Origin of the sequence: Paenibacillus chartarius (genome assembly GCF_042432825.1) — a bacterium.
GTDB classification, from domain to species: domain Bacteria; phylum Bacillota; class Bacilli; order Paenibacillales; family NBRC-103111; genus Gordoniibacillus; species Gordoniibacillus chartarius.
In genome coordinates this window covers 1-26593 of sequence record NZ_JBHLWN010000014.1, presented here as the reverse complement: position 1 = coordinate 26593, position 26593 = coordinate 1, and the positions used below count along the sequence as shown (strand labels likewise).

Genomic DNA, 26593 nt, shown 5'->3' with positions numbered 1-26593 from the left:
AAGACTTGCTTATCGGGAGAACTTGTTGCCGGCGAGCTGCTGCTCGGCGATTTGAACAAGGCGGCGAGTGATGTGACCACCGATTGCACCGGTATCACGGGTTGCCATATAGCCGTAGTAGCCATCTTGCGGAATTTGGATACCGAGCTCTTGAGCAACTTCATACTTCAGTTGGTCCAGAGCCTGGTTTGCTTGAGGAACTACCAGCTGGTTGCTGCTGCGGGATTGTCCTGCACCCATCGTTATCACCTCCTGTGATAGGTAGTATGAACCGTTATTTCGAAAATACTCAAAGAACCAATTGGAAATAGTGTCCAATGCGCAGGAAAACGATTGTCGGACCGTCCCAACCGGACTATAATGGGCAGTAACGATGCGGAAGGTGCGGAGGTGCTGTCTGATGTTGGAATGGACTTACCGGAATTACTCGTTTGACGCTGATCTTCAGATTATCCATGCGGATGTTCGCATTGCCGTTAAAGGGGATGTATGGGTGGAAGAGCCGCTTTGCATTGATGTGGGTCTGCCGGCGCTGCTGCTCAGCGTTTCCGATAATACGGCCCCGAACCGGTTCGCAGACCCGGCCAGCGAATGGAGGTCTATGCCGTTTCTCGTCTGCGGCTGCGGCGATCCGGAATGCCGGGGCTTCTCGTTTGCCGTCGAGCATAGGAACGGTGCGCCGGGCAGCATCCGGCTGATGCTGCTCGAGGAGCGGCCGGGCAAAGAGCCGAGGCTTCTGTCCGAGGAAGAGATTGGTTTGGAGGAGTGGCGGGCTGCCATCCTGCCGATTGCCGAAGAGTATTTGCAGTTTGTCGCCGATCTGCCCTATACCCCGATGCAGAAGGACGCTGTTGCGATCGTACGGGGGTTGCTGAAAGGTGCGGCCGCCGTATGAAGCAGAATAACCGATCCGCCTCGCCGACGTTCTTGAACATGCTGTGGTTTTTCATCCCGCTTGGCGTATCGGCCAGCTTGGTCACGCTGTCCCATGTCATTATTAACGGTACGCTGGCTCGTTCGGCGAATCCTGAGCGGATTATTTCCGGCTATGCGATCGCCATGAGCTTGCTTTCGATTACGGAACGCCCGGCGGTGCTGCTGCGCCAAACATGCTCCGCCCTCGTCCGCGACCGCATCTCGTTCCGTGCTATGCGAGTCGTAGCGTTCTGCGTATTCGGGGCGATTATGGCCGTCGGCTTGACCATCTCTTACTTGCCGCTGGGCCGCTGGTTGTTCGGGATCATGTTCGGTTTGCAGGGCGAGCCCCTGGACAATGTGCTGAACGTATACCGCATCCTGATGTTCGTCAGCATTTTTTCCGGGCTTCGCTGTTTATATCACGGCTTGATCATCCGCAACGGGCGAACGATGTGGCTGACGATCGGGATGATGATTCGACTGATTGGGATGTATGCGCTGTCACAATATTTCCTGATGACAGGGCAAGTCACAAGCTCCACCGGAGCGATCATTTTCTTGGCCGGGATGATGATTGAAGCGGCCGTCGCCGTGTGGGAAGGGACGATGCTGCTGAAGAAATCGACTCCGGAATCGTCGCCGGAAGCGACGGTAACGAAGCCGGCGGGCATTTTCAAATTTTATCGGCCTCTGCTCTTGTCCTCCTTCATTGCGATTATTATCGGCCCTTCCCTGAATGCGGTGCTCGGCAAGACGAGCAATCCGGAGACGGCGATCGCCGCGTTCGCGATTGCGACCTCCGTGATGAACCTGGTGATCAGCTTCTTCTCGTACCTGCACCAGATTGTGCTGAATTATTATCAGACGAGTCCGGAGCGGGCGAATCGTTTCGTGCTGGTGATGTCCTTCATTCCGACGCTGCTCTTAGCGGTGCTTTCGTATACGGAAGCGGGACCTTGGTTTCTGACTCATGTGATCGGCGCGAACGAAAGACTGCTGGATGAAAGTCTGGCTGCTCTGCGGGTATTTATGCTGCTTACGTTGTCGTTTACATGGCTCGACTACTGCAACGGTATCCTGATGCTGCGCCGCCAGACGAAAGTGATGATGGGCTCGCAGGCGGCGAACGTTTCGGTTACCGTGCTGGCGCTGGGGATTTTCATCATAGCGGCGCCGGGCTGGAACGCAACCGTCGGCGCCCTGGCGCAGTCGCTGGGCACGATGGCGGAGCTGGCGGTTGTAGCGATCGCCGTGAGGCGGGGCAGGTCCGAAGTGAAGTTCGGCTCTTCCGCCGCGTTGTAAACGGTCCACGATAGAACCCCCGTCTGCTGCCGTTATAGGCAGCGGCGGGGGTTTGCCGCGTGTAACCGGCTGCCCGCCGAACATTCGGAAATCATGAGTGCATTTGCCGAAAAAATGAGACTTCCTCGAGTGCACGTTTCTCTACAATGAAGGTAAAAGAGGCGAGCTAGAACGAATTCAGCTCGGGAGGAGTCTACGATCATGCAAACGCAATCATTAAACGGTGTATGGCAGTTTAAAGAGACGCAAGCGACGGAATGGTTACCCGCAACGGTTCCCGGTTCGGCGGTCGGCGAGCTCTACAAGCAAGGCTTGATCGAGGACCCGTACTGGCGGTGCAACGAAGACGTAACGACGGAGCTGGGCAAGCGGGATTTCGAATTCCGCCGCACGTTCGAAACGGATGAGACGCTGCTCGCCCGCGACCGGGTGCTGCTTGTGTGCGAAGGGCTGGATACGCTGGCCGACGTTACTCTGAACGGCGTAAAGCTCGCGTCCACCGACAACATGCACCGTACCTACGAGTGGGATGTGAAGCACCTGCTTCGAAAGGAAGGCAACGAGCTGCACATCGTGTTTCGGGCGCCGGTAACGTTCATCACCGAACAGCAGGCGAAGCGGACGCTGTGGAATACGAAGGAAACCGTCGACGGCTTCCCTCATTTGCGCAAGGCGCATTACATGTTCGGCTGGGACTGGGGGCCGGTCGTTCCGGATGCGGGCATTTGGAAGCCGATTTCCCTTGTCGGCATCGATACGGCCCGGCTGCGGGATGTGTACGTTACCCAGCGGCATGGGGACGGTACGGTTAGCCTTGACGTAAAGCTGGAGCTGGACAGAACTCAAGGCGGCGACGTTCAGGCGGAAGTGACCGTTACGGCACCGGATGGAACGAAGCTGAACGCCGATGTCGTCTCGTTCTCCGGAGCCGAGACGGCAGGCCGTGCGGCGCTTGTCGTTACGGAGCCCCGGCTGTGGTGGCCGAACGGTTACGGCGCGCAGCCGCTGTACACCGTCGAAGCAAGGCTGGTGAAAGTGGGGAGCGGCGAACAGCTCGATGCGACAACGTTCCGCATCGGTCTGCGCACTTTGACCGTACGGCGCGAGCCGGATCAGTGGGGGGAGTCGTTCGAGTTTGTCGTGAACGGCGTGCCGATTTTTGCCATGGGGGCTAACTACATCCCCGAGGACAACATCCTGTCGCGGCTAAGCCGGGAACGGACGGAGCGAGTCATTCGGGACTGCGTGGAGGCGAACTTTAATTCCATTCGCGTGTGGGGCGGAGCTTTCTACCCGTTCGATTGGTTTTACGACCTATGCGACGAATATGGCCTGATCGTATGGCAGGACTTTATGTTCGGCTGCGCCGTTTACGAGATGACGCCTTCATTTGCCGAAACCGTACGCCGCGAGTTTGAAGATAACGTGCGCCGCATTCGCCATCATGCATCGCTCGGCCTATGGTGCGGCAACAACGAAATGGAGTGGGCTTGGGTCGATTGGAACATGACGAAGGAGCCGAAGCTGCGGACCGATTACTTGAAGCTGTTCGAGATGCTTATTCCGGAAGTGCTCGCCGAGCTTGATCCGAATACGTTCTATTGGCCGGCTTCGCCGTCGAGCGGCGGTTCGTTCGACAATCCGAACGACGAGAACCGCGGAGATGTGCACTACTGGCAAGTGTGGCACGGTCAGAGCAAGTTTACGGATTACCGGCAATTTTACTTCCGCTTCTGCTCGGAGTTCGGTTTCCAGTCGTTCCCGGAGCTGAAGACGGTGGAGAGCTTTACGCTGCCGGAAGACCGCAACATTTTCTCGTATGTGATGGAGAAGCACCAGAAGAGCCCGTCGGGCAATTCGAAAATATTGGCGCACATCGCTGACAATTTCCTGTATCCGAAGGACCTCGATTCGCTGCTATATACGTCGCAGCTGCTGCAAGCGGAGGCGATCAAATATGGCGTCGAGCATTGGCGCAGACACCGCGGGCGGTGCATGGGCGCGATTTACTGGCAGCTCAACGATTGCTGGCCTGTCGCTTCGTGGGCGAGCATCGATTACTTCGGGCGCTGGAAGGCGCTGCATTATGCGGCAAAACGATTTTTCGCGCCGCTGCTCGTATCGGCTTGCGAGGATGGGACGAAGGTGTCGCTGCATGTCACAAATGATTCGCTGAACCGTATCGGCGGCAAAGTGGTGTGGAAGCTTCGCGACCCGTTGTCGACCGTGCTGGAGGAAGGGGAAGCGGACGCCCAAGTCGGTGCTTTACAAGCGGTGCAGGCGGCTGAACTGGACTTCGGCGATGTTTTGAACACCGGGGAGAAGCGGCGAAACGCCTATTTGGAGTACGCGCTGGTGGTCGATGACGAACCGGTAAGCGGCGGGACGGTGCTGTTTGTGAAGCCGAAGCATTTTGCCTTCGCGGCTCCTTCGATTACAGCCGAAATAGCGGAGGAAGAGGATTCGTACAAAGTAACGCTCGTCTCCGGGGCATTCGCCAAGTATGTGGAATTGGGCTTAACGGAGGCCGACGGTCACTTCTCCGATAATTTCTTCGATTTGTCGGCGGGCGAACCGAAGACGGTTATCGTAGCGAAATCACGTTTAAGCGCGCCGCTGACCGCCGCCGAGCTAAGCGGCCGGCTGCGGGTGCGGAGCTTGATCGATACGTACCTTCAATAGTATGGTAGAGGACAACGTCCCGAAGGCTGGAGCTTTCGGGACGTTATGCATGCGGCCGAGAGTGGACGTGTGGAGATGAGAGCGTGCCGCTTACATTTACGGCGCAGCGTTCTTATGCAAATAATGCTTAAGCTTCTGTTGGGAAACGGATAACACGTCCGTAAGGTCGGCTTCCACGCTCTTCAGGGCTTCATCCGGCGATATATTTTTGCTTAAGGACAGTTCAATCGAAGACTTCCATACTTGGAACGCTTTATCGTCGAGAGGAGTGGGTACCGACTGTACAGGCTGATCCAGTATCAGTCTAAGGTAAAGCTCTCCCGCATTTTGGCCGCCAAGGAACTCGCTCGGCTGTCTGTCCTTGTACCATCTTAACGTGCCCGATTCGTTAAACACGTATTGCAGAAACTCGGCTGCAACCGCCTTGTTTTTACTCTGTGCGGTGATCGCGATCGACTTGCTGCTCTCCTGCGAAATCCCGGTCGCTCCGAACGGCAGGGGCGCAGCACTCCATAACCCGGCTTGCTCCGGCAGCCAGCCGCTGAGTACGTCTTCGCCCCAGGCCGGAAAGATCGCCATCGCCAGCTTGCCTTGCTTAAGCAGCTCCAAGCCGTTCGATGTCCAGATCGATACGTTGGCTGTGTTCATCTTGGACATGAGCGAAGCGGCGTACGCTTTCTTGAATATGTCCGAGGAACGTTCGTAGTCCAAATTGCGGTTGTACATAAATTGTCCGATATGTGCCATATAAATCAAATCGTTATCGAACTGCGTAAGCCAAATTTTCCGCTCGGCCAGCGTTTTGGATAATTGATTCCAGTTGGCCGGCTCTTTCAGGAACGAGGCCAGATTGTCCGGGGTATAGGGAAATCCGGCATCCTTCAAGATGTCTTGTCTGTAATAGAGAACTTGAGGAAACGCCTCGAACGGCAAAGCGACAAGCCGCTTTCCATCCAGCGAAAGATGAGCATTCCATAAATATTCTCCCATTCTCTGGCGCATATCCGGTACATTCATCGGACTGGCGGTGAGATCCGCCAACTTGTCCGAGGAGCTGAAGGCGCCCAGCATCGGATACGGAATCATCATAATGTCGGGAGCTGTTCCTTCGGCAAGTGCGTTCAAATAAAGCTCTTTCAGCCGCAATTCATTATCCCAGTTTTTCACTTCGATATGTACGTGCGGATGGGACTTTTGAAAGGTATCCACTTCATATTGGAGCGAGCCCCCGATAGTCCAGATCGCAAGCGTTCCTGTTCCAGCTTCTTTGTAAGCATCGGATGCGGATGCCTGCGCGGTGCCGTAGCCGTTCGCCAGAGCGTTTTGTTTACCGGAAAATACTTGCATCACGGCTGCAATCAGTACGATGCAGGCCAGTACATAATACAGCCAACTGCTGCGCATAGTCATCGAGACGGCTCTCCTTTCCGTGCTTCCTCTTGTGGGGCGCTGCGAACCGTCACCCGATTGCGGCCGGAAATTTTCGAATGATACATGGCCTGGTCGGCGCTGCGCAGCAAGCCCTCCGCATCGTGACCGTGGTCGGGAAACAAGGCGATGCCCGCGCTGAATTGCAAAGGGATGAAGGTTGACTGAAACGGTACGTTCCTGTCGCTTAGCGACTGCTGCACGGCGGACGCCCATTCTTCCAAGCTATCGGGAAGCGGCTCGCGCAAGACAACGACGAATTCGTCTCCCGCCAATCGGAACGCTTTAACCTGCTGATCGTTCCAATCCATCAGCCGCTGACCGACAGCCTGGAGCACCGCGTCCCCGGCTTCGTGGCCGTACGAATCGTTGATGGCCTTGAATTGATCGAGATCGATGAACAGGCAAGCGGCCCTCTCGCCCTTCTCCTTTGCTTCTTGAATGAGGGCGGGCAAATAGTGACTGAAGCTGTATCGGTTGGCGAGCCCGGTCAAGCTGTCGTAATGGACAAGCTGGCGGAGCTTTTCTTCGCTATCGTTGATGTCTTGGAACATACGGAATAATTCTTTGGACATCTCGACAAGATTGTTTTTGATCAGCGCGACTTCATATATGGAATAATCCTTCCAGTCGATGTCCGAACGAAGCCTAATTTTCCGCGGCAAATCCGTCGAGAACTCGGCAAGCTCCGCGAACCCTTTGGAGAACCGGCTCGTCATCCAGAGAGCTAGCAGTCCGACGCCGATGGTCAACGATAAGACGAGTATCAGTACGGCCGTATAGATATGGAATGCCAATTGCTGAAACGATGTGATCGGCTGTTTGACAATAACTTCGTACGGCAGACGATCCAGCGAATATACGGCTGCAAAATAACTTTGTTCCCAACGGGAAATCGGATTGTACACGGAAGTTTGCAGCGGCTGCCATAAATAAAGAGACTGCTCGACGCGGCTGATTTGTCCGCCTTCTCTCCAGTCGTACGGTCCGTCTCTTCCTTTCAGCTCGGGATCCGAGCTGGCGATGATGTTGCGCCCGGAATCGACGAGCACGATTCTGACATCCGTGTTCATCGTCAAGCTCTCCAGAGTGCTGTCAATGGTTGCCTTCTGCAAAGCGGATTCCGCCTTTAAATCGCGCAAATCGGTTTCCGACAGCTGACTCACACTATCGTTGAGATGGACGAACATGGAGTGCAAGGCAATGGACCGCGACTTGATGGTTTGCGTGTATAAATAATTGCCGCTAATGAAGAGAAACATCGAAAACGGTGCAATCAGCAGAACGATGCAGAGATGAAAGGAAATTCGTTGAATGCGCCATTTACCTAATGAGCCAGGCGACGCTCTATTGGAATAGTCCGATGCCATCTCGCCGATCAATGCATTGATTAATCCGCTGCCGAGCTGAATGAGCAGGAACAGCCCCAAATACGGAGCGTCAAAATCTTCGATCCATGCATAGAAGAAACCATGCATCGCGAGTCCTAAAGGTATCCAGTAGCACAGGTCGCCAATGATTAAAGGTAAATTCCATTTGCGCGTCAGTTGGCTGACAATAACAAGCTCGAGGGGCGTTAGTGCAAGCAGCGGAGAATGTCCCCATACGAATATGCCGCTAAGTGCACCGGCAACGGCGACAGCCATGGACGCCCGCAGAGAAAATTTACGGAATGCGAACCAAACTAAAGCGTTCATCCAATAAAACTCTATACCGTACAAGAACGGAATCGGAAATTGGGCTGCCCCTATCGTTAACATCATCAGAATGCCGATAGGCAGGAAGGCGAGGACGCTGCGACGGTTGATGTAGTTCATACTCTAAAGCCTCCGAAGTGACAACATGATAACGTTGTCATTCGACAGGCTCCAGCAGTTTCCCTGTAAATCACGACACAACGCAGCAAACAGCCGGAAATGACTTCATGTTGAATATGCGCCCGGTCCATGCGACATGCTTTGATTGCCTGCTCCTGTCCGAACTGCGGCTTGCGAGCTTCCGGGTTTTGGCGTGGCGCTGTTTACAGCGCTTCCGGTTACTTTCCGTTCGTACCCGCTTCTGTCTTCCCCTCCGTTAACATCGGTTCGTACATCATGATCGCGTGGTTGTCGGTAATCCATTCGTCATGCAGGACCGTTCCGGCTTCATCCATCGTCTGGCGCCAGATCGAATTGGAGCGGGTATACCCGCCCCACGGCTCCATGCGGATCCGATGCTCCTTCTCGTAAACGCGATACCGGACCCCGCGGCGGGAGGCCGACCTCCATTCTCCGCACAAATACCCGTCCTCCATCCACACCTTCAGCTGATAGGGTTCCGATGTCGGATTCCGAATTTGCAGGTCGATATAATTGTAATAGCAGGTGGCGCCGCTTCCGAACGGCTGCGTCCGGGATACGTCGGGAAACACGTCGTAGCTGTGCCGATGGCGCTCCGTCACCTGAAGCGGCGTATGCAGCGCCATCCAATAGATCAGATTGGACAGCTGGCATAAGCCGCCGCCGATGCCGGCGCGAAAGCTGCCGGATGACAGCACCATTCCCGGCACGTAGCCTTTGCGTTTCGTCGGCTTGCCGATGAGCCTCCAGTATGAGAACGTCTCGCCCGGCATAACGACGATCCCGTTCAGACGGGGAAGCGCCAGGCTGAGATTGACGACTTTATTGTGCTGAAGCCACATATCGACATCCTTCAGCTTGCGGTAAAGCGGCGTCCGGTGCTCAAAGGCGACGTAAGACAGCGGCTCGCTGCGCATAGTACGGGCAAACGCTCGGCTGCTTGCCGCCCACCGGCCGTAACGCCGCATGCGGTACCACCACGCTCCGAGCGCCAATCGAAGCGCTGACCGGCGCTTCGGCTTCGCTACCGTCTGGAACATGCTCCGTTCCTCCCCGATCCATTTTTTATTGATGACGCGATCGGCGGGGCTGAAGTTGCAGCCGCTGCAAGTGTGCGTGGAACGCCCGATTTGTGCTAGACTAAGGAAGCTTATTCTTATCGGATTGGGGATGTCACGGTTTATGGCGCAAGCAAAATCCAAATATTATGTCGTATGGGTCGGCAAGCAAACCGGAATTTTCCGCACTTGGCCGGAATGCCAGGAGCAGGTCAAAGGAATACAGGACGCCAAATACAAATCGTACGAGTCGCTTGCGGAGGCGGAGGCGGCGCTCGCTGCCGGCTGGCAAAAGTCGCTGCGCTTATCCGCCAAAGCGAAAGCGGCCGCCGCCGCCGGCGGAGGGGAAGCGAATTTCAACCCCGACAGCTTGTCCGTCGATGTCGGGTGCAGCGGCAATCCCGGGATCGTCGAATACAAGGGCGTCGATACGCAAACGGGCGAGGTGCTGTTCTATCAAGGGCCGATCGCCAAAGGGACGAACAATCTCGGCGAGTTTCTGGCGATCGTCCACGCGCTTGCCTACTTAAAGAAGCGCGGCTCGAACAAAACGATTTACACCGACTCCATGACGGCGCTTAGCTGGATACGCAAGAAGGAAGTGGCTACGAATTTGCCGCGCGACAAGTCGACAGAGGAAATATGGGCGCTCGTCGACAGGGCGCTGCAGTGGCTGCGGACGAATACATACGAGAACGCTATCGTCAAATGGGATACGAAACGATGGGGCGAAATTAAAGCCGATTTCGGGCGCAAATAACGTCGACGACGGACGCTGCAAAGCGGATCGCTGTTTAATCTAGTTTCCGGGACAAGCTGAAGGAGAGTGAGCTGATGAATTCCGTTTCTTCCGCCGCCAGTCCGTCCGTTCCGAACGCTCTTGTGCGGGTATTAAGTCTGACATTGTTTTTCTCCGTTATGAACGCGACGATGTTCAACATCGCCGTGCCCGATATTGCCAAACAGTTCTCCCTGCTGCCCTCGCAGGTCGGCTGGGTCGTGACCGGCTACTCGATCATCTATGCGGTCGGCTCGCTGACCTACGGCAAGCTGGCCGACATGTACCCGCTGCGCAGGCTCATCACCGTCGGCATGACGCTGTTTGCGCTGGGCTCCGTCGTCGGCTTCCTGTCGCAGGGCTACGCCATGGTTATTATCGCGAGGGTGCTCCAATCGGCGGGAGCATCCTGCGTGCCGGCACTCGCCATGCTGATTCCGACCCGTTACTTTCCCCCGGAAGGCAGGGGGCGCGTGCTCGGCATCGTCGCTTCGACGATCGCCTTCTCGGCTGGCATCGGACCGATCGTCGGCGGGCTCGTTACCGGGACGCTCGGCTGGCGCTACTTGTTCCTGCTGTCCGTCCTGCCGGTCGTCACCATTCCGTTATATCGCAGGTATTTGCCTCCGGAAACAGCCAAACCAGGTAAAATCGATGTCTTCGGCGCCATGCTGATCGGCGGAGCGGTCGCAACGCTGCTGCTGGTCATTACCCGCTTCTCCTGGCCGCTGCTGATCATTCAGCTCCTGCTCGATGCCGCCGCGGTATTTTGGATGCTGCGCAGCCCGGATCCGTTCGTACAGGCGAAGCTGCTGCGCAACAACAGCTATCGAAGCGGGCTGCTCACGGCCTTCCTCGCTAACGGCGCCGTATTTGGAGTTTCCTTTACGACGCCGCTTATGCTGGAAGGGGTCAACCATCTGCGGAGCGAGCTCGTTGGACTGGTGATGTTTCCGGGAGCGATGAGTGCGGCCGTAATGGGATGGCTCGGCGGGCAGTGGGCGGACCGGAAAGGCACGACGCCGATGATATTGACCGCGCTGAGTATGCTGATCGGCGGGTACTTCCTGCTGTCGACCTTCACGGGCATTTCGCCGTGGCTGATTGCCGTTTGTCTGATTGTCGTCAATGTCGGGTATTCGTTTATCCAGGCTTCGCTTGCCAAAGTGATCGGCAGTACGCTGCCGCGCGAGCAAACCGGGGTAGGGATGGGGATGTACAATTTGACGACGTTCCTTGCGGGGGCGGTCAGCGGCGCCGCTGTCAGCCGTATCCTGGATGCGGGTACAGCCGGCTTTCACTTGAATCCGGCCGCTCTTTCGGGGGATGGGGCGATTTTCAGCAACGTATATGTCGGGCTTTGTCTTGTTACGGTTATCAATTTGGCGTTGTTTTATCGCAGCTTCAGAGGGAGGGCGCCGGGGGCTTCCGCTATTGAAAAATAAAAATTTTTGCCGATAAACATATTGACGGTTCTTGTCGACGATGGTATTATTGCATATAATTCCAAGTGACAAACTTGGTATTGACTATGGAATGATAATCGGGGGAGGAACCAGACAAGATGAAGAAATGGGCAGTTAGCATTCTCACGTTTACTTTGGTCGGAGGGTTATTGGCAGGCTGCGGCGGCGCGAAGACGGAGCCGGCCGGCGGAAGCGCCCCGGCGGCATCGAACGGTACCGCGGCAAGCGGCGGCAGCGGCGCGTCGGCATCGCTAAGCGGCAAGAAAATCGCGCTCGTCACGCAGCTGAACATCGGTACTTTCTCGGCACAATACATAGACGGCGTTAAAGAGCAGACGGAGAAGCTCGGCGGCAAGGTGACCGTATTCAACTCCGAGAACGATCTGGCGAAGATGTCTTCCAATCTGGATGCGGCGATTAACCAGAAGTTCGACGGCATTCTGATCGACCACGGCACGGCGGAAGCGCTCGAAGCGGGCGTAAAGAAGGCGCTGGAGAAAAAAATTCCGGTCGTCGCGTTCGACGCCACACTGCAAGTGCCGGGCGTAACGAATCTCGAGCAGGGCGATCAGAAGATGGCCGAGCAGACCCTGGAGCAGCTGGCCAAGGACGCCGGCGGCAAAGGCAATATCGTCAAAATCTGGGTAGCCGGCTTCGCGCCGATGGAGCGCCGTCAGCTCGCTTACAAAGCGTTCCAGGATAAGTACAAGGACATTAAAGAAGTGGCGGCGTTCGGTGCGGCGACGAACAATACGGCGCTCGATACGCAGGCGCAGATGGAAGCGATTCTGAAGAAATATCCGAACAAGGGCGACATTACCGCCGTTTGGGCCGCATGGGACGAATTCGCGAAAGGCGCCTCCCGTGCGATTCAGCAAGCGGGCCGCACGGAAATTAAAGTGTACGGCATCGATATGAGCGATGAGGAGCTGCAGCTGATTCAAGATCCGAATAGCCCATGGGTGGCTTCGGCCGCCGTCGATCCGAAGGATATCGGCCGCATACAAGTGCGTTACCTGTATCAGAAGCTGCACGGCGATACGACGCCGGATACGGTCGTGCTCGAGCCGGTGTTCGTATCTCGCGAGGCTCTGCCGAAGGATAAGGCGGTTTCGACCGATCAGCTGTCGCAATATGTGAAGGGTTGGGGCGGCAGCCAGCAAGGCTATACGGATTGGCTGAAGGAACTCGAGAATTCCGCGAAGAAATAAGATGATGTCAGGTCAAGTCCCATCGTAGCAGTGACGATGGGATTTTGGTTTCTAGGGCTTACGGCAGGGGGGAAGGGAAAGTGAAGGCAGCGGCAGGGACTGGACGACTGGAGCTGACGATGCGCGGCATTGTCAAGAGCTTTGCCGGCGTGCAAGCGCTTCGTGGTGTCGATTTGACGATTTACGGGGGAGAAATTCATGCGCTGCTTGGGGCGAACGGTGCCGGGAAGAGTACACTGATGAAAATATTAACCGGCGCCTACACGGCCGACGAAGGCGTTCTGACGGCGGACGGCCGGGCGCTGACGGTCCGTTCGCCCCGCGAGGCGATGGATCTGGGCATTGCTTGCGTCTACCAAGAGGTGGATACCGCGCTCATTCCTGAGCTCACGGTTACGGAAAACGTCATGCTGGACCGAATCTCCCGGGGAACGGGAGCCGGCTGGGTGAATTGGGCGGAGCTGCATCGGGAGGCTGAACGCATCCTTGCTTCCATAGGCGCCGATGGCATACAGGTACGGCGCAAGGCGGACGAGCTCAGCATCGCTCAGAAGCAGCTTGTGCTGATTGCCCGGGCAGCGGCGCTGCGGGCGAAGGTCATGATCTTCGACGAACCGACGGCTCCGCTCAGTCTGGAGGAAGCCGGGCAGCTGTTCGGCGTCATGCGCCGGCTGAAGGCGGAGGGAGTTGCGCTCGTCTTCATCTCCCACCGGCTGAACGAAGTATTCGAGCTATGCGACCGCATTACGATTATGCGCGACGGCCGGCGGGTGGAGACGACGGCGACGGCCGAGACGAATCCGCAGCTCGTCATTGAAGCGATGCTTGGCAAGCCGTTCGAAGAAGAGTTTCCGAAGGCGGCCGTTGACATCGGCGAGACGGTGCTGGAGGTCCACGGGCTTTCCCGCGGCATGAAGGTTAGGGACGCCGGATTTACGGTGCGGCGCGGCGAGATCGTTGCCGTAGCGGGACTCGTCGGCGCAGGCAAAACCGAGCTGTCGCGCCTGATCGCCGGCGCCGACCGGGCGGATAGCGGCGACATCGTCCTGCACGGCCGCAAGCTGCGGATCAGCGAACCGAGCGATGCGATCCGCGAAGGGATCGTGCTTGTGCCGGAGGAACGGCGCAAGCAGGGCGTGCTCGTGGAGGAGTCGGTACGGACGAACTTATCGCTGCCGAGCCTCCGCGCACTGAGCTCTCCGCTCGGCTTCATCAAGGCGGCGGCCGAACGCCGCCACGCGGAGCGGACGATTGCCGATTTGCGTATCGTCCCGCCGCATCCTGCGCAGCAGGTGAAGCTGCTCAGCGGCGGCAATCAGCAGAAGGTCGCCGTCGGCAAGTGGCTGCCGACCGATGCCGACGTGTATTTGTTCGACGAGCCGACGAAAGGCGTCGACGTCGGAGCGAAGAGCGACATGTTCCGGTTGATCGGCGAATTGGCTGCTCAAGGCAAAGCCATCGTCTATTTCTCCTGCGAGCTTGCCGAGGTGCTCGGCATTGCCGACCGCATTCTCGTCATGAGCTACGGACAAATTGTGAAGGAGCTGTCCCGCGAGGAAGCGACTCAGGAACTGATCTTGTATTACGCCAGCGCCGGGGAGGACCGAATATCTTGAACTCGAATTCGAATTTGAAACTGAACGACCGCCATCGACTGCTTGATTTTTCTTTCAAATATGGAGCGCTGCTCGTGATCGCCCTTGTCATCGTCGTATTTTCGATCGTCAACGAGGCTTTCCTGACTTATGATAATCTTTCCGACATCTTAAGGGCGATTTCGATTACGATGTTCGTGGCGATCGGCGTTACGTTGTCGCAAATCGTGGACGGCTTCGACTTGTCCGTCGGGTCTACGGTTTCGCTCACCACCGTCGTCACGGCGACGCTCATGGTTTGGTTTCAGATGCCGCTTTTCGTCGTCATCGTCGTTCCGCTGCTGATCGGGGTCGTCATCGGGCTGCTCAACGCGCTGCTGATCGTACGGATCCGCATTCCGGATTTGCTTGCGACGCTAGCGATGATGTATGTTGTGGCCGGCATTCACAAGACGTATACGAAGGGCTATTCCATTTATAACAACATGCAGATGACGGACGGCACGAAGGCGCCGGGGAAGTTTTTGCCTGATTTTCTGTGGATCGGCCAGGGCAAGCTGCTCGGCGTACCGGTTCCGGTCATCCTGATGATCGGCGCCGTTGCATTGGTGCATATTTTCCTGACATACACGCGATGGGGGCGGCAGCTGTACATAACCGGAGGCAACCGGGAAGCGGCGCGTCTGTCCGGCATTTCCGTGAATCGCGTGCGGCTGGCGGCCTATGTGCTGTCCGGGCTGTTCGCGGCGATCGGCGGCATTCTGTATGCGGCGCGGATCGGTTCGGGGCAGGTGGACGCCGGTGCGGGCCTCTTGATGGACTCCGTCGCTGCCGTGTTCGTCGGCTACTCGGTGTTTGGCGCAGGCAAGCCGAATGTGATCGGAACGTTCTTCGGCGCCGTGCTGATCGGGGTGCTGATTAACGGGCTGACGATGCTCAATTTGCCGTATTATGCGTTCGATATCGTGAAAGGGGCCGTGCTTGTGCTCGCTTTGGCGATTACATTCGTCCATCTCAACCGAAGGAAGGCATAAACGTTCGACTGCGTAAAAAAGCAAATCTGCAGGACGCTCCTCCAAAGGAACGTTGCTGCAGCTTTTTTATGAAAGAACGTAGTAAATCCGCGTTGCGAATTATAGTCCGAACTCCGGGTTAGCGTAAACGTATTGATTTTCCTTCGGCGTATCAAGCTTCGATACCTTGTCGACCTTCAGTACCATAATTTCTTCACCGAGATACGTCGTTTTTTGGATGATGCCGGAGACCCGCACCCACGTATCGTCGGCCCACTGCCGGGCACGGTCGTATTCCATCAGCATGCCGAACGGGGCGGCATCCGCCGAGCAGCACTGCATGGCGAAGCGGCCGACGACGAACTGGTTATCGCTCATTTCATCCTGACGGTAAACAAACCCCACGAGCTCCATCCGGCGGCCGACGAAGCTGTCTTTGTACAAATCGACGGTGTTGAGCGTTTCGACGTACCACTCCTCTTTCACCTCAATGACGGGGAGCTGGTACAGCTTTTTAGCGAAGTCGGCATAAGGCTGTGTAAATTTGTCGGCGGGGAACAGCTGGTTCAGCCTGTCCTCCTCCGCATTGTTCGCGGCAGTGTAGGACGTCGGCGCCACTGCCTCCATCCCTGTCCCTGTCGTGCCGTTCGTTCCGGCTGCAGCCTGAGGCGCTTCGCGGCGGATAGAGGAAGCACCGCTGAGGTTCATCCCTTTTTTCTCCGCCATTGAGCTGCCGAGCGTCGTATTCGGGAGCAGGAAGCCCAGCAGCAGCGGCAGCGCGAACAGGCCGTAAACCGCCGTATTTCTGAAGATGGAGCGCGATGGCGTGTGGTCGTGTCCGCATTCGCAGTCGGAGCTTCGTCCCCACCATGCGCGCAGCGAGGCGAACAGCTCATACATACCGACCGCATACAGAGCGACAGCCGACCAGGTGACGTAGTCCGCCATGCGCGGGGCGATATACAGCATCAAATTGTCCGTCTTGACCAAATAAACAATGAGCATTGCGAATCCAAGTACGATGACCGCTTTAAGGGCGTGGTGGAAGGAAAGGCGATTGGAGCTATGCATGTTCAGGGGTACTCCTTTCTCAGCGTAAATACAACGAGCCGGCTAACAGCGAGCCGATCAGCACAAGCGCCGACGTCGCCAAACCGAGCAGCAGGACGAATCGCCCTTTAAAGACGGACAGCATCATGAACGTGCTCTTGATATCGAACATCGGTCCGAAAACAAGGAAAGCGAGCAGCGAGCCCGAAGAGAACGTAGTCGCAAACGACGAGGCGACGAAGGCGTCGGAGGTCGAGCAGAGCGACAGCAAGTACGCGAACGCCATCATGAACATATTCGATACGACCGGCCCTTGTCCGACGGAAACGAGCAGCTCGCGGGCGACGAGGGTTTGGATCAGTCCCGTTAGCAGCGCGCCGAGAATCAAATATTTGCCCATGTCGAAAAATTCCTCGGAAGCGTGGCTCAGCACCGAGCTTATTTTGGCCCCGAACCGCTGTGCCGGTGAATGACGGCGTTCGTTCCCGTGTTCGTACGCATGACTATGTACATGGTTATGTGCGTGGTCGTGTACATGATGATGGTTATGATGATGATCGTGATGATGATCGTGATGATGGTGGCGATGTTCCGACATCTCCAGTTGATGCCCCGGATCCGCTTCATCGCGCACGACCCTTGCCCCGCGTACAAGACGAGCGAGAGCAAGTCCGATTACGAGCGCAATCGCAAACGCCAGCCCCATCCGTGCATAAGCCATCTCCGGGTGCGAGCGGAACGCCATGTAGGTGGAGGCGTACACGACCGGGTTCAAAATCGGCCCGACGAGGATGAACACAACCGCGATGTATACGGGCATGCCTTTGCGCATGAGCCGGCGAACGACCGGGATCATCCCGCATTCGCATAACGGAAACATAATACCGAGCACGCAGGCGAACAACACGCCGAGCACCGGATGGCGCGGAATGAGCCGCTGTACCGTCCGCTCCGACACGAACGTCTGCAGCAATGCGGATACCGCTACGCCGAGCAGGATAAACGGAAGCGCCTCGAGAATAATGCTGAGGAACATCACTTTAAAATTTTGCAGCGTATCGTTGTTCAGAAAGCTGAGGTCCGGCGGCATACGCGACGTGAATATCAAAAACAACAGCACGAGACAGGCTGCTGCCGTGACGTTGATTGTCACGCGAAGTATAGAGGCGGGCATGCGCGTCAGCTCCTTTATCCGTTGAAATTATTATACAATTATTATAGTTTATGCCTTGTTATCGGTATATAGGACAAGCTGAATCCGCAATGGAGCGTATATTGGAAGCATATGGAACGGTTGACAATTCGGCAAAACGACGTATAATAGCAAACAAACGACACAGCAGCGCGATGACAGGAACAAGTAAGCCGTAAAGCCTTAGCGAGCAGAGAGCCGGTGGATGGTGCGAACCGGTGCGGGCGGCGAGCCGAATGGATCCTCGAGCATGAAGGGGAAAGACGGGTGCGGATGACGCGCTTTGCCGAGTATCCGGAACGGGCGCTTCCCGTTATCGAAGCTATCAAGGCTGCAGCCTGCGCAATGGAATCGTTGCTTGCGCATCGTGCAGCGAATTAGGGTGGTACCACGGTCTTTCGTCCCTTGCGGCGAAAGGCCTTTTTTGGCGTTCTACAAGGTCAAGGCGAATTCCGTTATCCATACCCTTAAGGAGGAATCTTCATATGAAACGAGTGCTATCCGGCATTCAACCGAGCGGTCAGCTCACAATCGGCAACTACATCGGCGCCCTGCGCAACTTCGTCAAGCTGCAGCATACGTACGAATGCTTCTTTATGATCGTTGACCTGCATGCCATTACCGTGCCGCAAGAACCGGCAGCGCTGCGGGAGCAGACCGAGTCCGTAGCCGCGCTTTATATCGCGGCCGGCATCGATCCGGCGCGGGCGGCGGTGTTCCTGCAGTCCAACGTCCGGGCGCATGCGGAGCTCGGCTGGCTGCTGACGACGCTCACGTATATGGGCGAGCTGGAGCGGATGACTCAATTCAAAGACAAATCGGCCGGTAAGGAGTCCGTCGGAGCGGGGCTGTTTACCTATCCGTCGCTCATGGCAGCGGACATTCTCATTTATAATGCCGATTTAATTCCGGTAGGCGAAGATCAGAAGCAGCATCTGGAGCTGACGCGCGATCTTGCGGGCCGGTTCAACGGCCGCTTCGGCGACTACTTCCACATGCCGGAGCCGTACATTCCGGAGGTCGGCGCCCGCGTCATGTCGCTTGACGACGCCTCCAAGAAGATGAGCAAGAGCAACCCGAATCCGGGCTCGTATATTGCTATGCTGGATGAGCCTGACGTCATTCGCAAGAAAATCAGCCGAGCCGTCACCGATTCCGGCCGCGAGGTCAAATACGACCCGAAGGAAAAGCCGGAAGTCAGCAACCTGATGGGGATTTACTCGCATTGTGCCGATATGAGCGTTGCGGAAATCGAGGCTAAATACGAAGGACAGGGCTATGGAGCGTTTAAGAAGGATTTGGCGGAAGTCGTCGTGGCGGCGCTGGAGCCGATTCAACAGCGGTATAAGGAAATCCGGAGCTCCGGCGAGCTGCATACGATATTAAAGGACGGTGCCGAGCGCGCTGCGGCTGTTGCCGACGCGACGCTGCGCGATGTGAAGGAACGCATGGGGTTCCTGGTGCTGTAGGGCTGCAGTGCGGCCAAAAGCGGGAATAAGCCAATCTCCGAAAACAGGCTGCCCTTGAGGAAGATTATGTCTTCTTCAGGGGCAGCCTGTTCTTCTTTACCCGCACATGCAATCGGTTGCCCCGCAGCGCGTGGACGTGCTTGCGGCCGCTTTGCTGCGGCCGGTTACCCGATAGTAAATGTCCTCGTACTGGAGGGCGATCGCATCGGCCGAAAACAAACGCTCCGCACGCTGAGCGGCGGCTTCGGAGAAGCGGCTGTACAGCGAGGCGTTACGGAGCAGAGCGAGCGCGTAGGCGGCCATCTGCTCGGTCTGTCCGACGGGCGCAAGGAACCCGGTTTCGCCGTGGGCGATGACTTCCGGAATGCCGCCGGCCTCCGAGCCGATCGTCGGCACACCGGCCGCCATCGCTTCGAGGGCGACGAGCCCGAAGCTTTCCTTCTCCGAAGGGAGCAGCGCCAAATCCGCAATCCGCAATATATCCGTTACATTCTCCTGCTTGCCGAGGAAAAATACCCGCTCTTGCAATCCGAGCTCCGTAACGCGGGCGTTCGCCTTCGCGAGCTCCGGCCCTTCGCCGACGAAAAGCAGCTTGGCAGGCACTTCCGCCTGCACCCGGGCAAAGATGTCGACGACGTCGAGCACCCGCTTCACCGGCCGGAAGTTGGACATATGTACGAGCAGCTTCTCATGCGGCGCCGCGTAATGGCTTCGCAAATCGGGACAGCCGGCTTCGCCGTACGGAACCGGATCGACGAAGTTGTAGACGAGATCGATCGGCGTCTCGACCCCGAGCACGGCAATCGTCTCGAGCAGCAAATCTTTGGACACGGCCGTTACGGCGTCGCTCTGATGAATCGCAAGGCGAATCAAATCCTTAAGCGAAGGGTCGTTGCCGAGTATTGTAATATCCGTTCCGTGCAGCGTCGTCACGACCTTCAGCTGCTCGCCGACCATCTGTTTGGCCAAGTAAGCGCAGATCGCGTGCGGCACGGCGTAGTGAACATGGAGCAAATCGAGACCTTCAAGCTTCGCCACTTGCGCCAGCTTATTGGCCAGAGCGAGGTCGTACGGCGGATAGCGGAATACATGATAATCGATCACTTCAACCTGGTGGAAAAAAATATTTTTGTGAAATTTCCCGAGCCGAAACGGTACGCTCTCCGTAATAAAATGAATTTCATGGCCGCGTTCGGCCAGCAGCTTGCCAAGCTCAGTAGCGACGACACCCGAGCCGCCAAGCGTCGGATAGCAGGCGATTCCAATCTTCAGCACACGGTTCACCACATTTCCGGCGGAATTTTGTTGTGAAAACAATATCATTATGAAATATTACGAAAACGGTAATATTATCGAAACAAAAAAAGTAGGTCGAAGACAGCTACTTTTCCGTTATTTGCTGGAATATAGTTCGAGTATAGCGGGTTCCGTTTGTCCATGTCAAGCGTTCCCATTTTTCAGGATTAACGGTCCTTCCGTTCCTCCTGCTTGCGGCGCAGCCGCGCCTTCAAAGCGAAGCCGAAGCCGACGAACAGCACGGCAGCCAAGCTGAAGCCGAGAACGATCCAGACGGATCCGGCGGCGGAGAAGCCGTAACTAATACCTCCCAGTAATAACACTCCGACGATGGAGAAGAATAGGGCGAGCGGTCGATTCATGTCCGGTACCTGCTTTCGGTGTGATGTTGGAACTGAACTTTATTGTAAAACCTTTTTTTGAAAACGTGTATATTATTTCTCGACGGTCACATACTATGTTTGCAAGCTTGCAAATACATCAAATGAGCCGACTGAAAGGAGTGCTGAACATGGGTGCAGGTCAATCCCGCAGCAGCAACACGCTCGTAGTTCCTCAAGCTAATCAGGCATTGGATCAACTGAAGTATGAGGTCGCGCAAGAACTGGGCATTCAAATTCCGCAAGACGGCTACTACGGCTACATGGCAACTCGCGACACCGGTGCAATCGGGGGTCACATTACCCGTCGTCTGGTGCAAATCGCTGAGCAATCTCTTGCCGGTCAATTCCGTTAATTCACGGACGATCGGACAAGCTATCCATACCTTTCTCAAAGGTCCGGGGGCATGTTGCCTCCGGGCTTTTTACCATTTCCCCATGCCCAGAAGGAAGCGGCCGCCCGCAGGGACAGCCGCTACGATTAATATAAATCGACGCGAAGCTTTTTGCCGAGCCGCGTTTCATTCACCCAGCCGACGTAAGAATCGAGCTCGCGAAGCTGCTTGTCGAGGTGAACGACGGCGACGAACGGATAGTTCTTGCGATGACGGTAACGCACATCGGCCCAGCGCACTTCGTACCCCCAGCTGTGCTCGCGCAGCTCGGCGCAGGCATAGGAGGAATAATACAGCAGCGCGGCGGCGTCGCTGTTCGATTTGGACGCATCGACGGCAGGGTGGTCGTCGCATTTGACTTCATCGATCCAGCGAAGTGCCCCGCTGCGCAGCTCGCCGAGCGCATACGTGCCGTCGGTCCGCTGCTTGACGACGTTCCACGCGTTCAAATGTACGGTTGGAATGAGAATATAGCGGTCTCCATCGCGATGCAGCGGATCCTGCTTGCCGAGCCTGCGTTCCAAGACGCTGTGTACAATTGTCCGCCATATGTAGTACAGTGCGATGATGCCATACAGCAGCGGAAACAGGGTGGCTGGGGGAAACGCATTAACCGACCAAAGAATGATGGCGACGAGATGAGCAAAGAAGATGAACGGGTCAAAAATATGAATGATATTCCACCCGACCCATCGCTCCGAGAACGGCCGCAGCGCTTGCGTCCCGTACGTGTTGAACAGGTCCGTGAAGACGTGGAACCCGACCGCAACCGCCGTCCACAGTACAACGTGCAGCAAATCGATACCGGGGAATATGGCGGCGATTGCCGCTGTCAGCAGCAACGTCCACAGCGCCAGCAGCGGCAAGGAATGCGAGCGTCCGCGATGATTGCGGATGTACGCCGCGTTTCCCTTCATACGGAGGACGGTATCGATATCGGGAATTTGCGAGCCCGCTACGGTGCCGACCAGAACGGCAGCGGCCAGCGTCGAGTCTTGGGCGACGATGGGATCGATATGTGCGAGCCCGGCTAATCCGAGTCCGATCACGAGATGGGTGCCAGTATCCAAGTGCGGTGTCCTCCTACTTACCGTCATTGAGGTGTTGTTTACACAGTGCCTCTTCCTAGTTTACCATGATCGTATCGAAAATAAATCAACGGGTGACGGGGGAATTATGGAGAAAGTTTTTGTAGAATATGCTATTGCGGAAGAAGCGCGGAATGAATATCTGGCATTTATGTCGGGGATATTGGGAGGCCTTGCGTCCGGTGCGGGGGTGCTGAAGCCGGAATGGTACGAAGGGACGGACCAGCCCGGGCTGTTTGTCGAAGTGTGGCCGGGTATGAACTATGCGGATTTCTTAAAATGGAAGGAACGGCGCACGAATTGCGGGGATGCCGAATGGGGCCGTTTCGATCGTTGGGTGCGGGGAGGCTTGCAGAAGCTGCACATTTGGCATTTTTCGGTGCCGGCATTGGAGCCGCGGAGTTGAACCAAAGTGGAAAAACAACCGGACAACAAAGGCGGCCCGCCGTTACAGCGGAGCCGCCCTTGCCTTTGCTTTACGGTTATCTGCCTCCGGACGGTGAGCCGCCGCCGGCGCCGCCTACCGGGCCTGCGCCTCCGCCGAATGGGTAGTGATAGTTCAATTCCTCGTCAAATGTTATGTAATCGAGGTTGACCATCAGCAGCAGAAAGCGCATGCCGGTTTGCGGGTCGGAGATGATAATATGATCGCGTCCGGCAGCCTCCAGTCGCCCTTTAAACACTTTGGCATTCCATTGCGTGTTGTTTTCGAACGTCATGTAGATCGTTGCGATCTTCCCCAGGTTCAGCCGCAAAATGTTCTCGATGTACGACTCTTCGATCGGCAGCAGTCCCGGTACATTCACGCCCCCGGTTCCTGCCGGCGAAGCGGCCGCGGCCCCCGGAACGGTTGAAGCGCCGGGAAATCCCGGCGGATAAGCGGCTCCCGTGAAGCCTCCGCCTCCCGGATAGCCCGCCGTTCCCGGAAAGCCTCCGGCGCTTGGATAAGCGCCAGGACCCGGAGACGAACCCGGATAACCCGGGTACATGCCAGCGCCGGACGGCGCTCCAAAGGCAGAGCCGCTGCCCGACATCTTGTACTGATTCATAAACATACGGTACAACATCCTCCTTATGAATGAGCTTTCCTGCAACCCGAAACGAATCTGCGAACGCCCATCAGGTCATTGACGCTGTATATATATGGGCCAATGGAAAGATTGATTCCAAAATTCGGATAGCAAAAAACAAGAGAGCCGCCGTAGCGACTCTCATCATTCGAGGATAAATTTATAACCGACACCCCATACTGTCTTGATATATTTGGGCTCCTTCGGGTCGGCCTCTACTTTCTTGCGCAGGTTGGCGATGTGCACATCGATCGCGCGCTCCGTTACGAACGAATCGAAGCCGCGGATCCGATTCAGCAGCTCGTCGCGGGAATAAACTTTTCCGGGATTTTGATAGAAAAGCTTGATGATTTCAAATTCCGAGAACGTCGTCTCTACGGCAGCTCCGCGAACGAATAAGGTACGGCGTTCTACGTCGATCGCAATCGGGGAGATGTCCTCCCGTTCCCCGGGCTGCTCCGCTCCGCCGTTCAATTGCGAGCGTCGGAGCAGCGCCTTGATTCGTGCCGCAAATTCGCGCATGGAGAACGGCTTGCATAAGTAATCGTCGGCGCCCACAAGCAGGGCGTTGACCCGTTCCGATACTTCGTGCTTCGCCGATACCATCAGGATCGGTACGGACGACTTGCGGCGAATTTGCTGACAGAGCGAGATGCCGTCAAGACCGGGCAGCATGATGTCGAGTACGATGGCATGGGGCTTGCGCGCCTCAAACATCTCCAGACCTTCCGGTCCCGTTCCCGCCCGTTCGATAATATAACCTTCCTCCGACAAATAGAAGGTCATCATTTCGCTGATGTTATCATCGTCTTCGACAATTAACACGTATGGGTCCATGAGGCCCCTCCTTCAGACTGCCGACACAACAAATCATTTACAATATACTAGATTCAATTTCCAACGTCTAGTCAATGATAAATAATAAATCCTGCCATCGTAGGGTAGGATTTGCCTGTGGACTGGGCCCTATGCAGGAATTTCGGCAGCATTGCTTTGAATAGATTAGCCTATTGACCTGGTGCAGGCGCGAGCAGCATCTCCTGATCGACTCTTTTCTTTGGATAGGTTTCGTTTCCTTTGCTCATAAATAACCTGACCGTCTCCAAACGCTGGAAAATTTGCGCTGCATACGAGCAGATACGACAAATTGTTGACAACTGGCCTCGATCAATTGTCAAACCGGGGTCTGGTTGGTATGATAGGTGAAGTGATTTTCAATCTTAGAGCAGGAGGTACGCATACGGTGAATAATCCCATCAGTATCGATGCGGCCGGATCGCCGGCAGCGGAAACCGCTCATGTCGGAGACCAGGACGCAACTATGACCAAGACACAACAACGTGCAACTCTCCGCGATTATATCCAGCTCACGAAGCCGGGCATCGTGTTTCATAATTTGATTACCGCATTCGGCGGCTTCTGGGTCGCTTCCCGCTGGGAGCTTGACTGGCTGCTGTTGATTCTTACCATGCTGGGTACGGCGTTGATCGTCGCTTCGGGCTGTGCCTTGAACAATTATTTGGACCGCGAGCTCGATGCCAAGATGGCCCGCACCCAGGAGCGGGCGCTTGTCACCGGTAAGCTCACCCCCGGTTTCGTTCTCGGCTTCGGCCTCGTCCTCGGCGCCATCGGAACGGTCGTGCTGGGCATGGTCAATATTTTGACGGCGCTGCTTGGCGTCATCGGCATGATTTTATACGTTTGGGTATATACGATGATGTTCAAACGTACGTCGGTCTGGAGCACGTTCGTAGGCTCGTTCTCGGGCGCCGTTCCTCCGGTGATGGGCTACGTCGCCGTAACGAATACGATGGACGCGGGCGCCTGGATTTTGTTCCTCATCCTGTTTCTGTGGCAGCCCCCGCACTTTTGGGCGCTGGGCATCCGGAGAGTGGAAGAATACCGGGCCGCGGGCTTCCCGCTGCTGCCTGTCGTACGCGGCAGCTTCGTAACGAAAATCAGCATGGTGCGCTACGTCGTGCTGCTTGTGCCGGTATCCATGTTGCTGTATTTCTACGGTTATGTCGGTGAAGTATACATGTTTGCGGCAGCCGGCCTCGGACTCATCTGGGCGCTCATGTGCCTTCAGGGCTTTCAGACGAAAGATACCGAGGAAGAGAATAAATGGGCGAAGAAGATGTTCGTGTACTCCATCAACTACCTGACGATTTTGATTATTCTTATGGTCGTTACGACGACGCACGCGGTTTAATCGTAAGCAAGAAATCCCATGCTGGCCATGGGATTTTTTCATACAAGGAGGTTGCCTCATACAATGAATGCATTCATGAAAAAAAATTGGTTTAATGTCGCTGTAATCGTCATTTTGCTGGCGATGATCGGCTCTTTCGGGTACAAGCTGTGGTTCAGCGACGCCGCAGCGGCGGGTAAAGGCACCCAGCTGGAAAAAATAAAAGCGGCGCCCGATTTTGAACTGCAGGACTTAAGCGGCGCCAAGGTAACCAAAGCGGACGCCGCCGGCAAAGCGGGCTTGTACTATTTCTTCTACTCGTCTTGTCCGGACGTATGCCAGCCGACATCGTTCCTGCTGTCGCAGGTCCAAGAGGAGCTGAAGAAACAAAATCTGTTCGGCTCGAAAGCCCTTATTCATTCGATCACGGTAGATCCGACCGTAGATACGGCGCAGAAGCTGACTCAGTTCAGCGCCCAGTTCAACACCGACCCAAGCGGGTGGAAGTTCCTGCGCGGCGAAGAGAAGCAAACGGCGGAGCTGGCGGAGAAGTTCGGCGTAATGGTCGTCAAGGACAAGGGAGCAGCGACGTTCACGCATTCCAATGTGATTCTCCTTGTTGATAAACACGGTGACCTGCGCACGTATTACAACGCGAGCGACGTGAATCTTACCGCGAAAACAATTGTTAAGGATATGCAGACGCTGATCAAAGAAAAATAAGTTAGTCGACCGTCGGATAAGCAGGGTCGGGAGCGGGATATACGATGAACGCTTCCAGCCCTGCTTTTTCCAATTGCTGTATCAAATATTCCTCCGGAGTGCCTTCGACGCCGGCGTATCCTTTGCGCGTATAAATATGCTCGGCGTCCGGGAACGCATCGCGCAGCATCCCGCGTATGCGCTTCCCGGACGAATCGTTGTCCGTAAACAAAAAGACTTCGCGATCCCCGACCCGATGCCGCAGCGACTCAATGGCGGCGTTGTTCGGCGTCCCGAATGTGCACAACACTTCAATTTCCGAATTCAGTAGCCGGCGCAAACGGCTTCTGTCGTTTTTTCCCTCAACGATGATGACGATCGACACGGACTTCACCTCCCATTATCGATACTTAAGCCTCTCGGAATAAAAATTCCCGCATCGGCTCTGGCCTTTCGGCCAGGGTCTTGTTT

The 26593-nt window shown here is 56.0% G+C and carries 26 protein-coding genes; 14 read left to right on the top strand and 12 right to left on the bottom strand.

Annotation, left to right across the window (positions count from 1 at the left end; all coding sequences use genetic code 11):
- Window positions 1-9 precede the first annotated feature (9 nt).
- Complete coding sequence (locus tag ACFFK0_RS02070) at window positions 10-240, bottom strand: alpha/beta-type small acid-soluble spore protein (protein WP_377468171.1); 231 nt, start codon at window positions 238-240, stop codon at window positions 10-12.
- A gap of 160 nt (window positions 241-400) precedes the next feature.
- Here ACFFK0_RS02070 and ACFFK0_RS02065 point away from each other — a divergent pair, with 160 nt between their 5' ends.
- From ACFFK0_RS02065 to ACFFK0_RS02055, 3 genes are all read left to right on the top strand, one after another.
- On the top strand, window positions 401-895 hold the full coding sequence (locus ACFFK0_RS02065; protein WP_377468169.1) for a hypothetical protein: 495 nt from the start codon (window positions 401-403) through the stop codon (window positions 893-895).
- A complete protein-coding gene (locus tag ACFFK0_RS02060; protein WP_377468167.1) occupies window positions 892-2220 on the top strand; it encodes a multi antimicrobial extrusion protein MatE in 1329 nt (442 codons plus the stop codon). Before ACFFK0_RS02065 ends, ACFFK0_RS02060 begins: the two co-directional genes overlap by 4 nt.
- A 201-nt stretch (window positions 2221-2421) precedes the next feature.
- The gene (locus ACFFK0_RS02055) at window positions 2422-4902 is read left to right on the top strand and encodes a beta-mannosidase (protein WP_377468164.1); all 2481 of its coding nucleotides are present in this window, start codon (window positions 2422-2424) and stop codon (window positions 4900-4902) included.
- 96 nt (window positions 4903-4998) lie between these two features.
- Here the strand turns inward: ACFFK0_RS02055 and ACFFK0_RS02050 are convergent, their stop codons facing one another.
- The 3 genes from ACFFK0_RS02050 to ACFFK0_RS02040 form a co-directional block, all read right to left on the bottom strand.
- The gene (locus ACFFK0_RS02050; RefSeq protein ID WP_377468162.1) at window positions 4999-6312 is read right to left on the bottom strand and encodes an ABC transporter substrate-binding protein; all 1314 of its coding nucleotides are present in this window, start codon (window positions 6310-6312) and stop codon (window positions 4999-5001) included.
- On the bottom strand, window positions 6309-8147 hold the full coding sequence (locus ACFFK0_RS02045) for a GGDEF domain-containing protein (protein ID WP_377468160.1): 1839 nt from the start codon (window positions 8145-8147) through the stop codon (window positions 6309-6311). Before ACFFK0_RS02045 ends, ACFFK0_RS02050 begins: the two co-directional genes overlap by 4 nt.
- A gap of 218 nt (window positions 8148-8365) precedes the next feature.
- Window positions 8366-9208, bottom strand: coding sequence for a VanW family protein (locus ACFFK0_RS02040; protein WP_377468158.1), 843 nt, complete (start codon window positions 9206-9208; stop codon window positions 8366-8368).
- A gap of 142 nt (window positions 9209-9350) precedes the next feature.
- On the opposite strand from ACFFK0_RS02040, the gene rnhA reads away from it, so the two are divergent.
- The 5 genes from rnhA to ACFFK0_RS02015 all read left to right on the top strand — a co-directional run bounded on the left by rnhA (window position 9351) and on the right by ACFFK0_RS02015 (window position 15310).
- Entirely contained in the window at window positions 9351-9986 is a 636-nt protein-coding gene (gene rnhA / locus ACFFK0_RS02035; protein ID WP_377468156.1) for a ribonuclease H, read from the top strand.
- A 74-nt stretch (window positions 9987-10060) separates the two neighbouring features.
- Entirely contained in the window at window positions 10061-11449 is a 1389-nt protein-coding gene (locus ACFFK0_RS02030; RefSeq protein ID WP_377468154.1) for an MFS transporter, read from the top strand.
- 119 nt (window positions 11450-11568) lie between these two features.
- Window positions 11569-12681, top strand: a complete 1113-nt coding sequence (locus ACFFK0_RS02025) for a sugar ABC transporter substrate-binding protein (RefSeq protein ID WP_377468152.1) — start codon at window positions 11569-11571, stop codon at window positions 12679-12681.
- A gap of 119 nt (window positions 12682-12800) precedes the next feature.
- Window positions 12801-14297: a sugar ABC transporter ATP-binding protein gene (locus tag ACFFK0_RS02020; RefSeq protein WP_377468352.1), complete on the top strand. Its 1497-nt coding sequence runs from the start codon at window positions 12801-12803 to the stop codon at window positions 14295-14297.
- Window positions 14294-15310 carry an ABC transporter permease gene (locus ACFFK0_RS02015; RefSeq protein ID WP_377468149.1) on the top strand — a complete coding sequence of 339 codons (1017 nt, stop codon included), beginning with the start codon at window positions 14294-14296 and terminating at the stop codon, window positions 15308-15310. The genes ACFFK0_RS02020 and ACFFK0_RS02015 overlap by 4 nt, the downstream gene beginning before the upstream one ends.
- 99 nt (window positions 15311-15409) lie before the next feature.
- Here the strand turns inward: ACFFK0_RS02015 and ACFFK0_RS02010 are convergent, their stop codons facing one another.
- Both ACFFK0_RS02010 and ACFFK0_RS02005 read right to left on the bottom strand, forming a co-directional pair.
- Entirely contained in the window at window positions 15410-16360 is a 951-nt protein-coding gene (locus tag ACFFK0_RS02010; protein ID WP_377468146.1) for a TIGR03943 family putative permease subunit, read from the bottom strand.
- Between the two features lie 19 nt (window positions 16361-16379).
- Window positions 16380-17513, bottom strand: a complete 1134-nt coding sequence (locus ACFFK0_RS02005) for a permease (protein ID WP_377468144.1) — start codon at window positions 17511-17513, stop codon at window positions 16380-16382.
- Between the two features lie 219 nt (window positions 17514-17732).
- Between ACFFK0_RS02005 and ACFFK0_RS02000 the strand changes: the two genes are divergently transcribed.
- Complete coding sequence (locus ACFFK0_RS02000) at window positions 17733-17912, top strand: hypothetical protein (protein ID WP_377468142.1); 180 nt, start codon at window positions 17733-17735, stop codon at window positions 17910-17912.
- Between the two features lie 104 nt (window positions 17913-18016).
- Window positions 18017-19000, top strand: coding sequence for a tryptophan--tRNA ligase (trpS, locus tag ACFFK0_RS01995; RefSeq protein ID WP_377468140.1), 984 nt, complete (start codon window positions 18017-18019; stop codon window positions 18998-19000).
- A 96-nt stretch (window positions 19001-19096) separates the two neighbouring features.
- Here the strand turns inward: trpS and bshA are convergent, their stop codons facing one another.
- The gene (gene bshA, locus ACFFK0_RS01990) at window positions 19097-20284 is read right to left on the bottom strand and encodes an N-acetyl-alpha-D-glucosaminyl L-malate synthase BshA (RefSeq protein WP_377468138.1); all 1188 of its coding nucleotides are present in this window, start codon (window positions 20282-20284) and stop codon (window positions 19097-19099) included.
- Between the two features lie 179 nt (window positions 20285-20463).
- Window positions 20464-20658: a hypothetical protein gene (locus ACFFK0_RS01985; RefSeq protein ID WP_377468136.1), complete on the bottom strand. Its 195-nt coding sequence runs from the start codon at window positions 20656-20658 to the stop codon at window positions 20464-20466.
- Between the two features lie 149 nt (window positions 20659-20807).
- Here ACFFK0_RS01985 and ACFFK0_RS01980 point away from each other — a divergent pair, with 149 nt between their 5' ends.
- Window positions 20808-21032: an alpha/beta-type small acid-soluble spore protein gene (locus ACFFK0_RS01980; RefSeq protein ID WP_377468133.1), complete on the top strand. Its 225-nt coding sequence runs from the start codon at window positions 20808-20810 to the stop codon at window positions 21030-21032.
- Between the two features lie 125 nt (window positions 21033-21157).
- Here the strand turns inward: ACFFK0_RS01980 and ACFFK0_RS01975 are convergent, their stop codons facing one another.
- Window positions 21158-22141: a metal-dependent hydrolase gene (locus ACFFK0_RS01975; RefSeq protein WP_377468131.1), complete on the bottom strand. Its 984-nt coding sequence runs from the start codon at window positions 22139-22141 to the stop codon at window positions 21158-21160.
- A 106-nt stretch (window positions 22142-22247) separates the two neighbouring features.
- Here ACFFK0_RS01975 and ACFFK0_RS01970 point away from each other — a divergent pair, with 106 nt between their 5' ends.
- Window positions 22248-22565, top strand: a complete 318-nt coding sequence (locus tag ACFFK0_RS01970; RefSeq protein WP_377468129.1) for a hypothetical protein — start codon at window positions 22248-22250, stop codon at window positions 22563-22565.
- A 76-nt stretch (window positions 22566-22641) separates the two neighbouring features.
- Here the strand turns inward: ACFFK0_RS01970 and gerQ are convergent, their stop codons facing one another.
- The gene (gene gerQ, locus ACFFK0_RS01965) at window positions 22642-23214 is read right to left on the bottom strand and encodes a spore coat protein GerQ (RefSeq protein ID WP_377468123.1); all 573 of its coding nucleotides are present in this window, start codon (window positions 23212-23214) and stop codon (window positions 22642-22644) included.
- Between the two features lie 159 nt (window positions 23215-23373).
- Entirely contained in the window at window positions 23374-24066 is a 693-nt protein-coding gene (locus ACFFK0_RS01960; protein ID WP_377468121.1) for a response regulator transcription factor, read from the bottom strand.
- A gap of 406 nt (window positions 24067-24472) precedes the next feature.
- On the opposite strand from ACFFK0_RS01960, the gene cyoE reads away from it, so the two are divergent.
- Both cyoE and ACFFK0_RS01950 read left to right on the top strand, forming a co-directional pair.
- Entirely contained in the window at window positions 24473-25441 is a 969-nt protein-coding gene (gene cyoE / locus ACFFK0_RS01955) for a heme o synthase (protein WP_377468119.1), read from the top strand.
- A gap of 63 nt (window positions 25442-25504) precedes the next feature.
- Entirely contained in the window at window positions 25505-26143 is a 639-nt protein-coding gene (locus ACFFK0_RS01950; RefSeq protein ID WP_377468117.1) for an SCO family protein, read from the top strand.
- Window position 26144: 1 nt separating this feature from the next.
- On the opposite strand, the gene ACFFK0_RS01945 is transcribed toward ACFFK0_RS01950, so the two are convergent.
- Complete coding sequence (locus ACFFK0_RS01945; protein WP_377468115.1) at window positions 26145-26507, bottom strand: ribonuclease M5; 363 nt, start codon at window positions 26505-26507, stop codon at window positions 26145-26147.
- Window positions 26508-26593 lie beyond the last annotated feature (86 nt).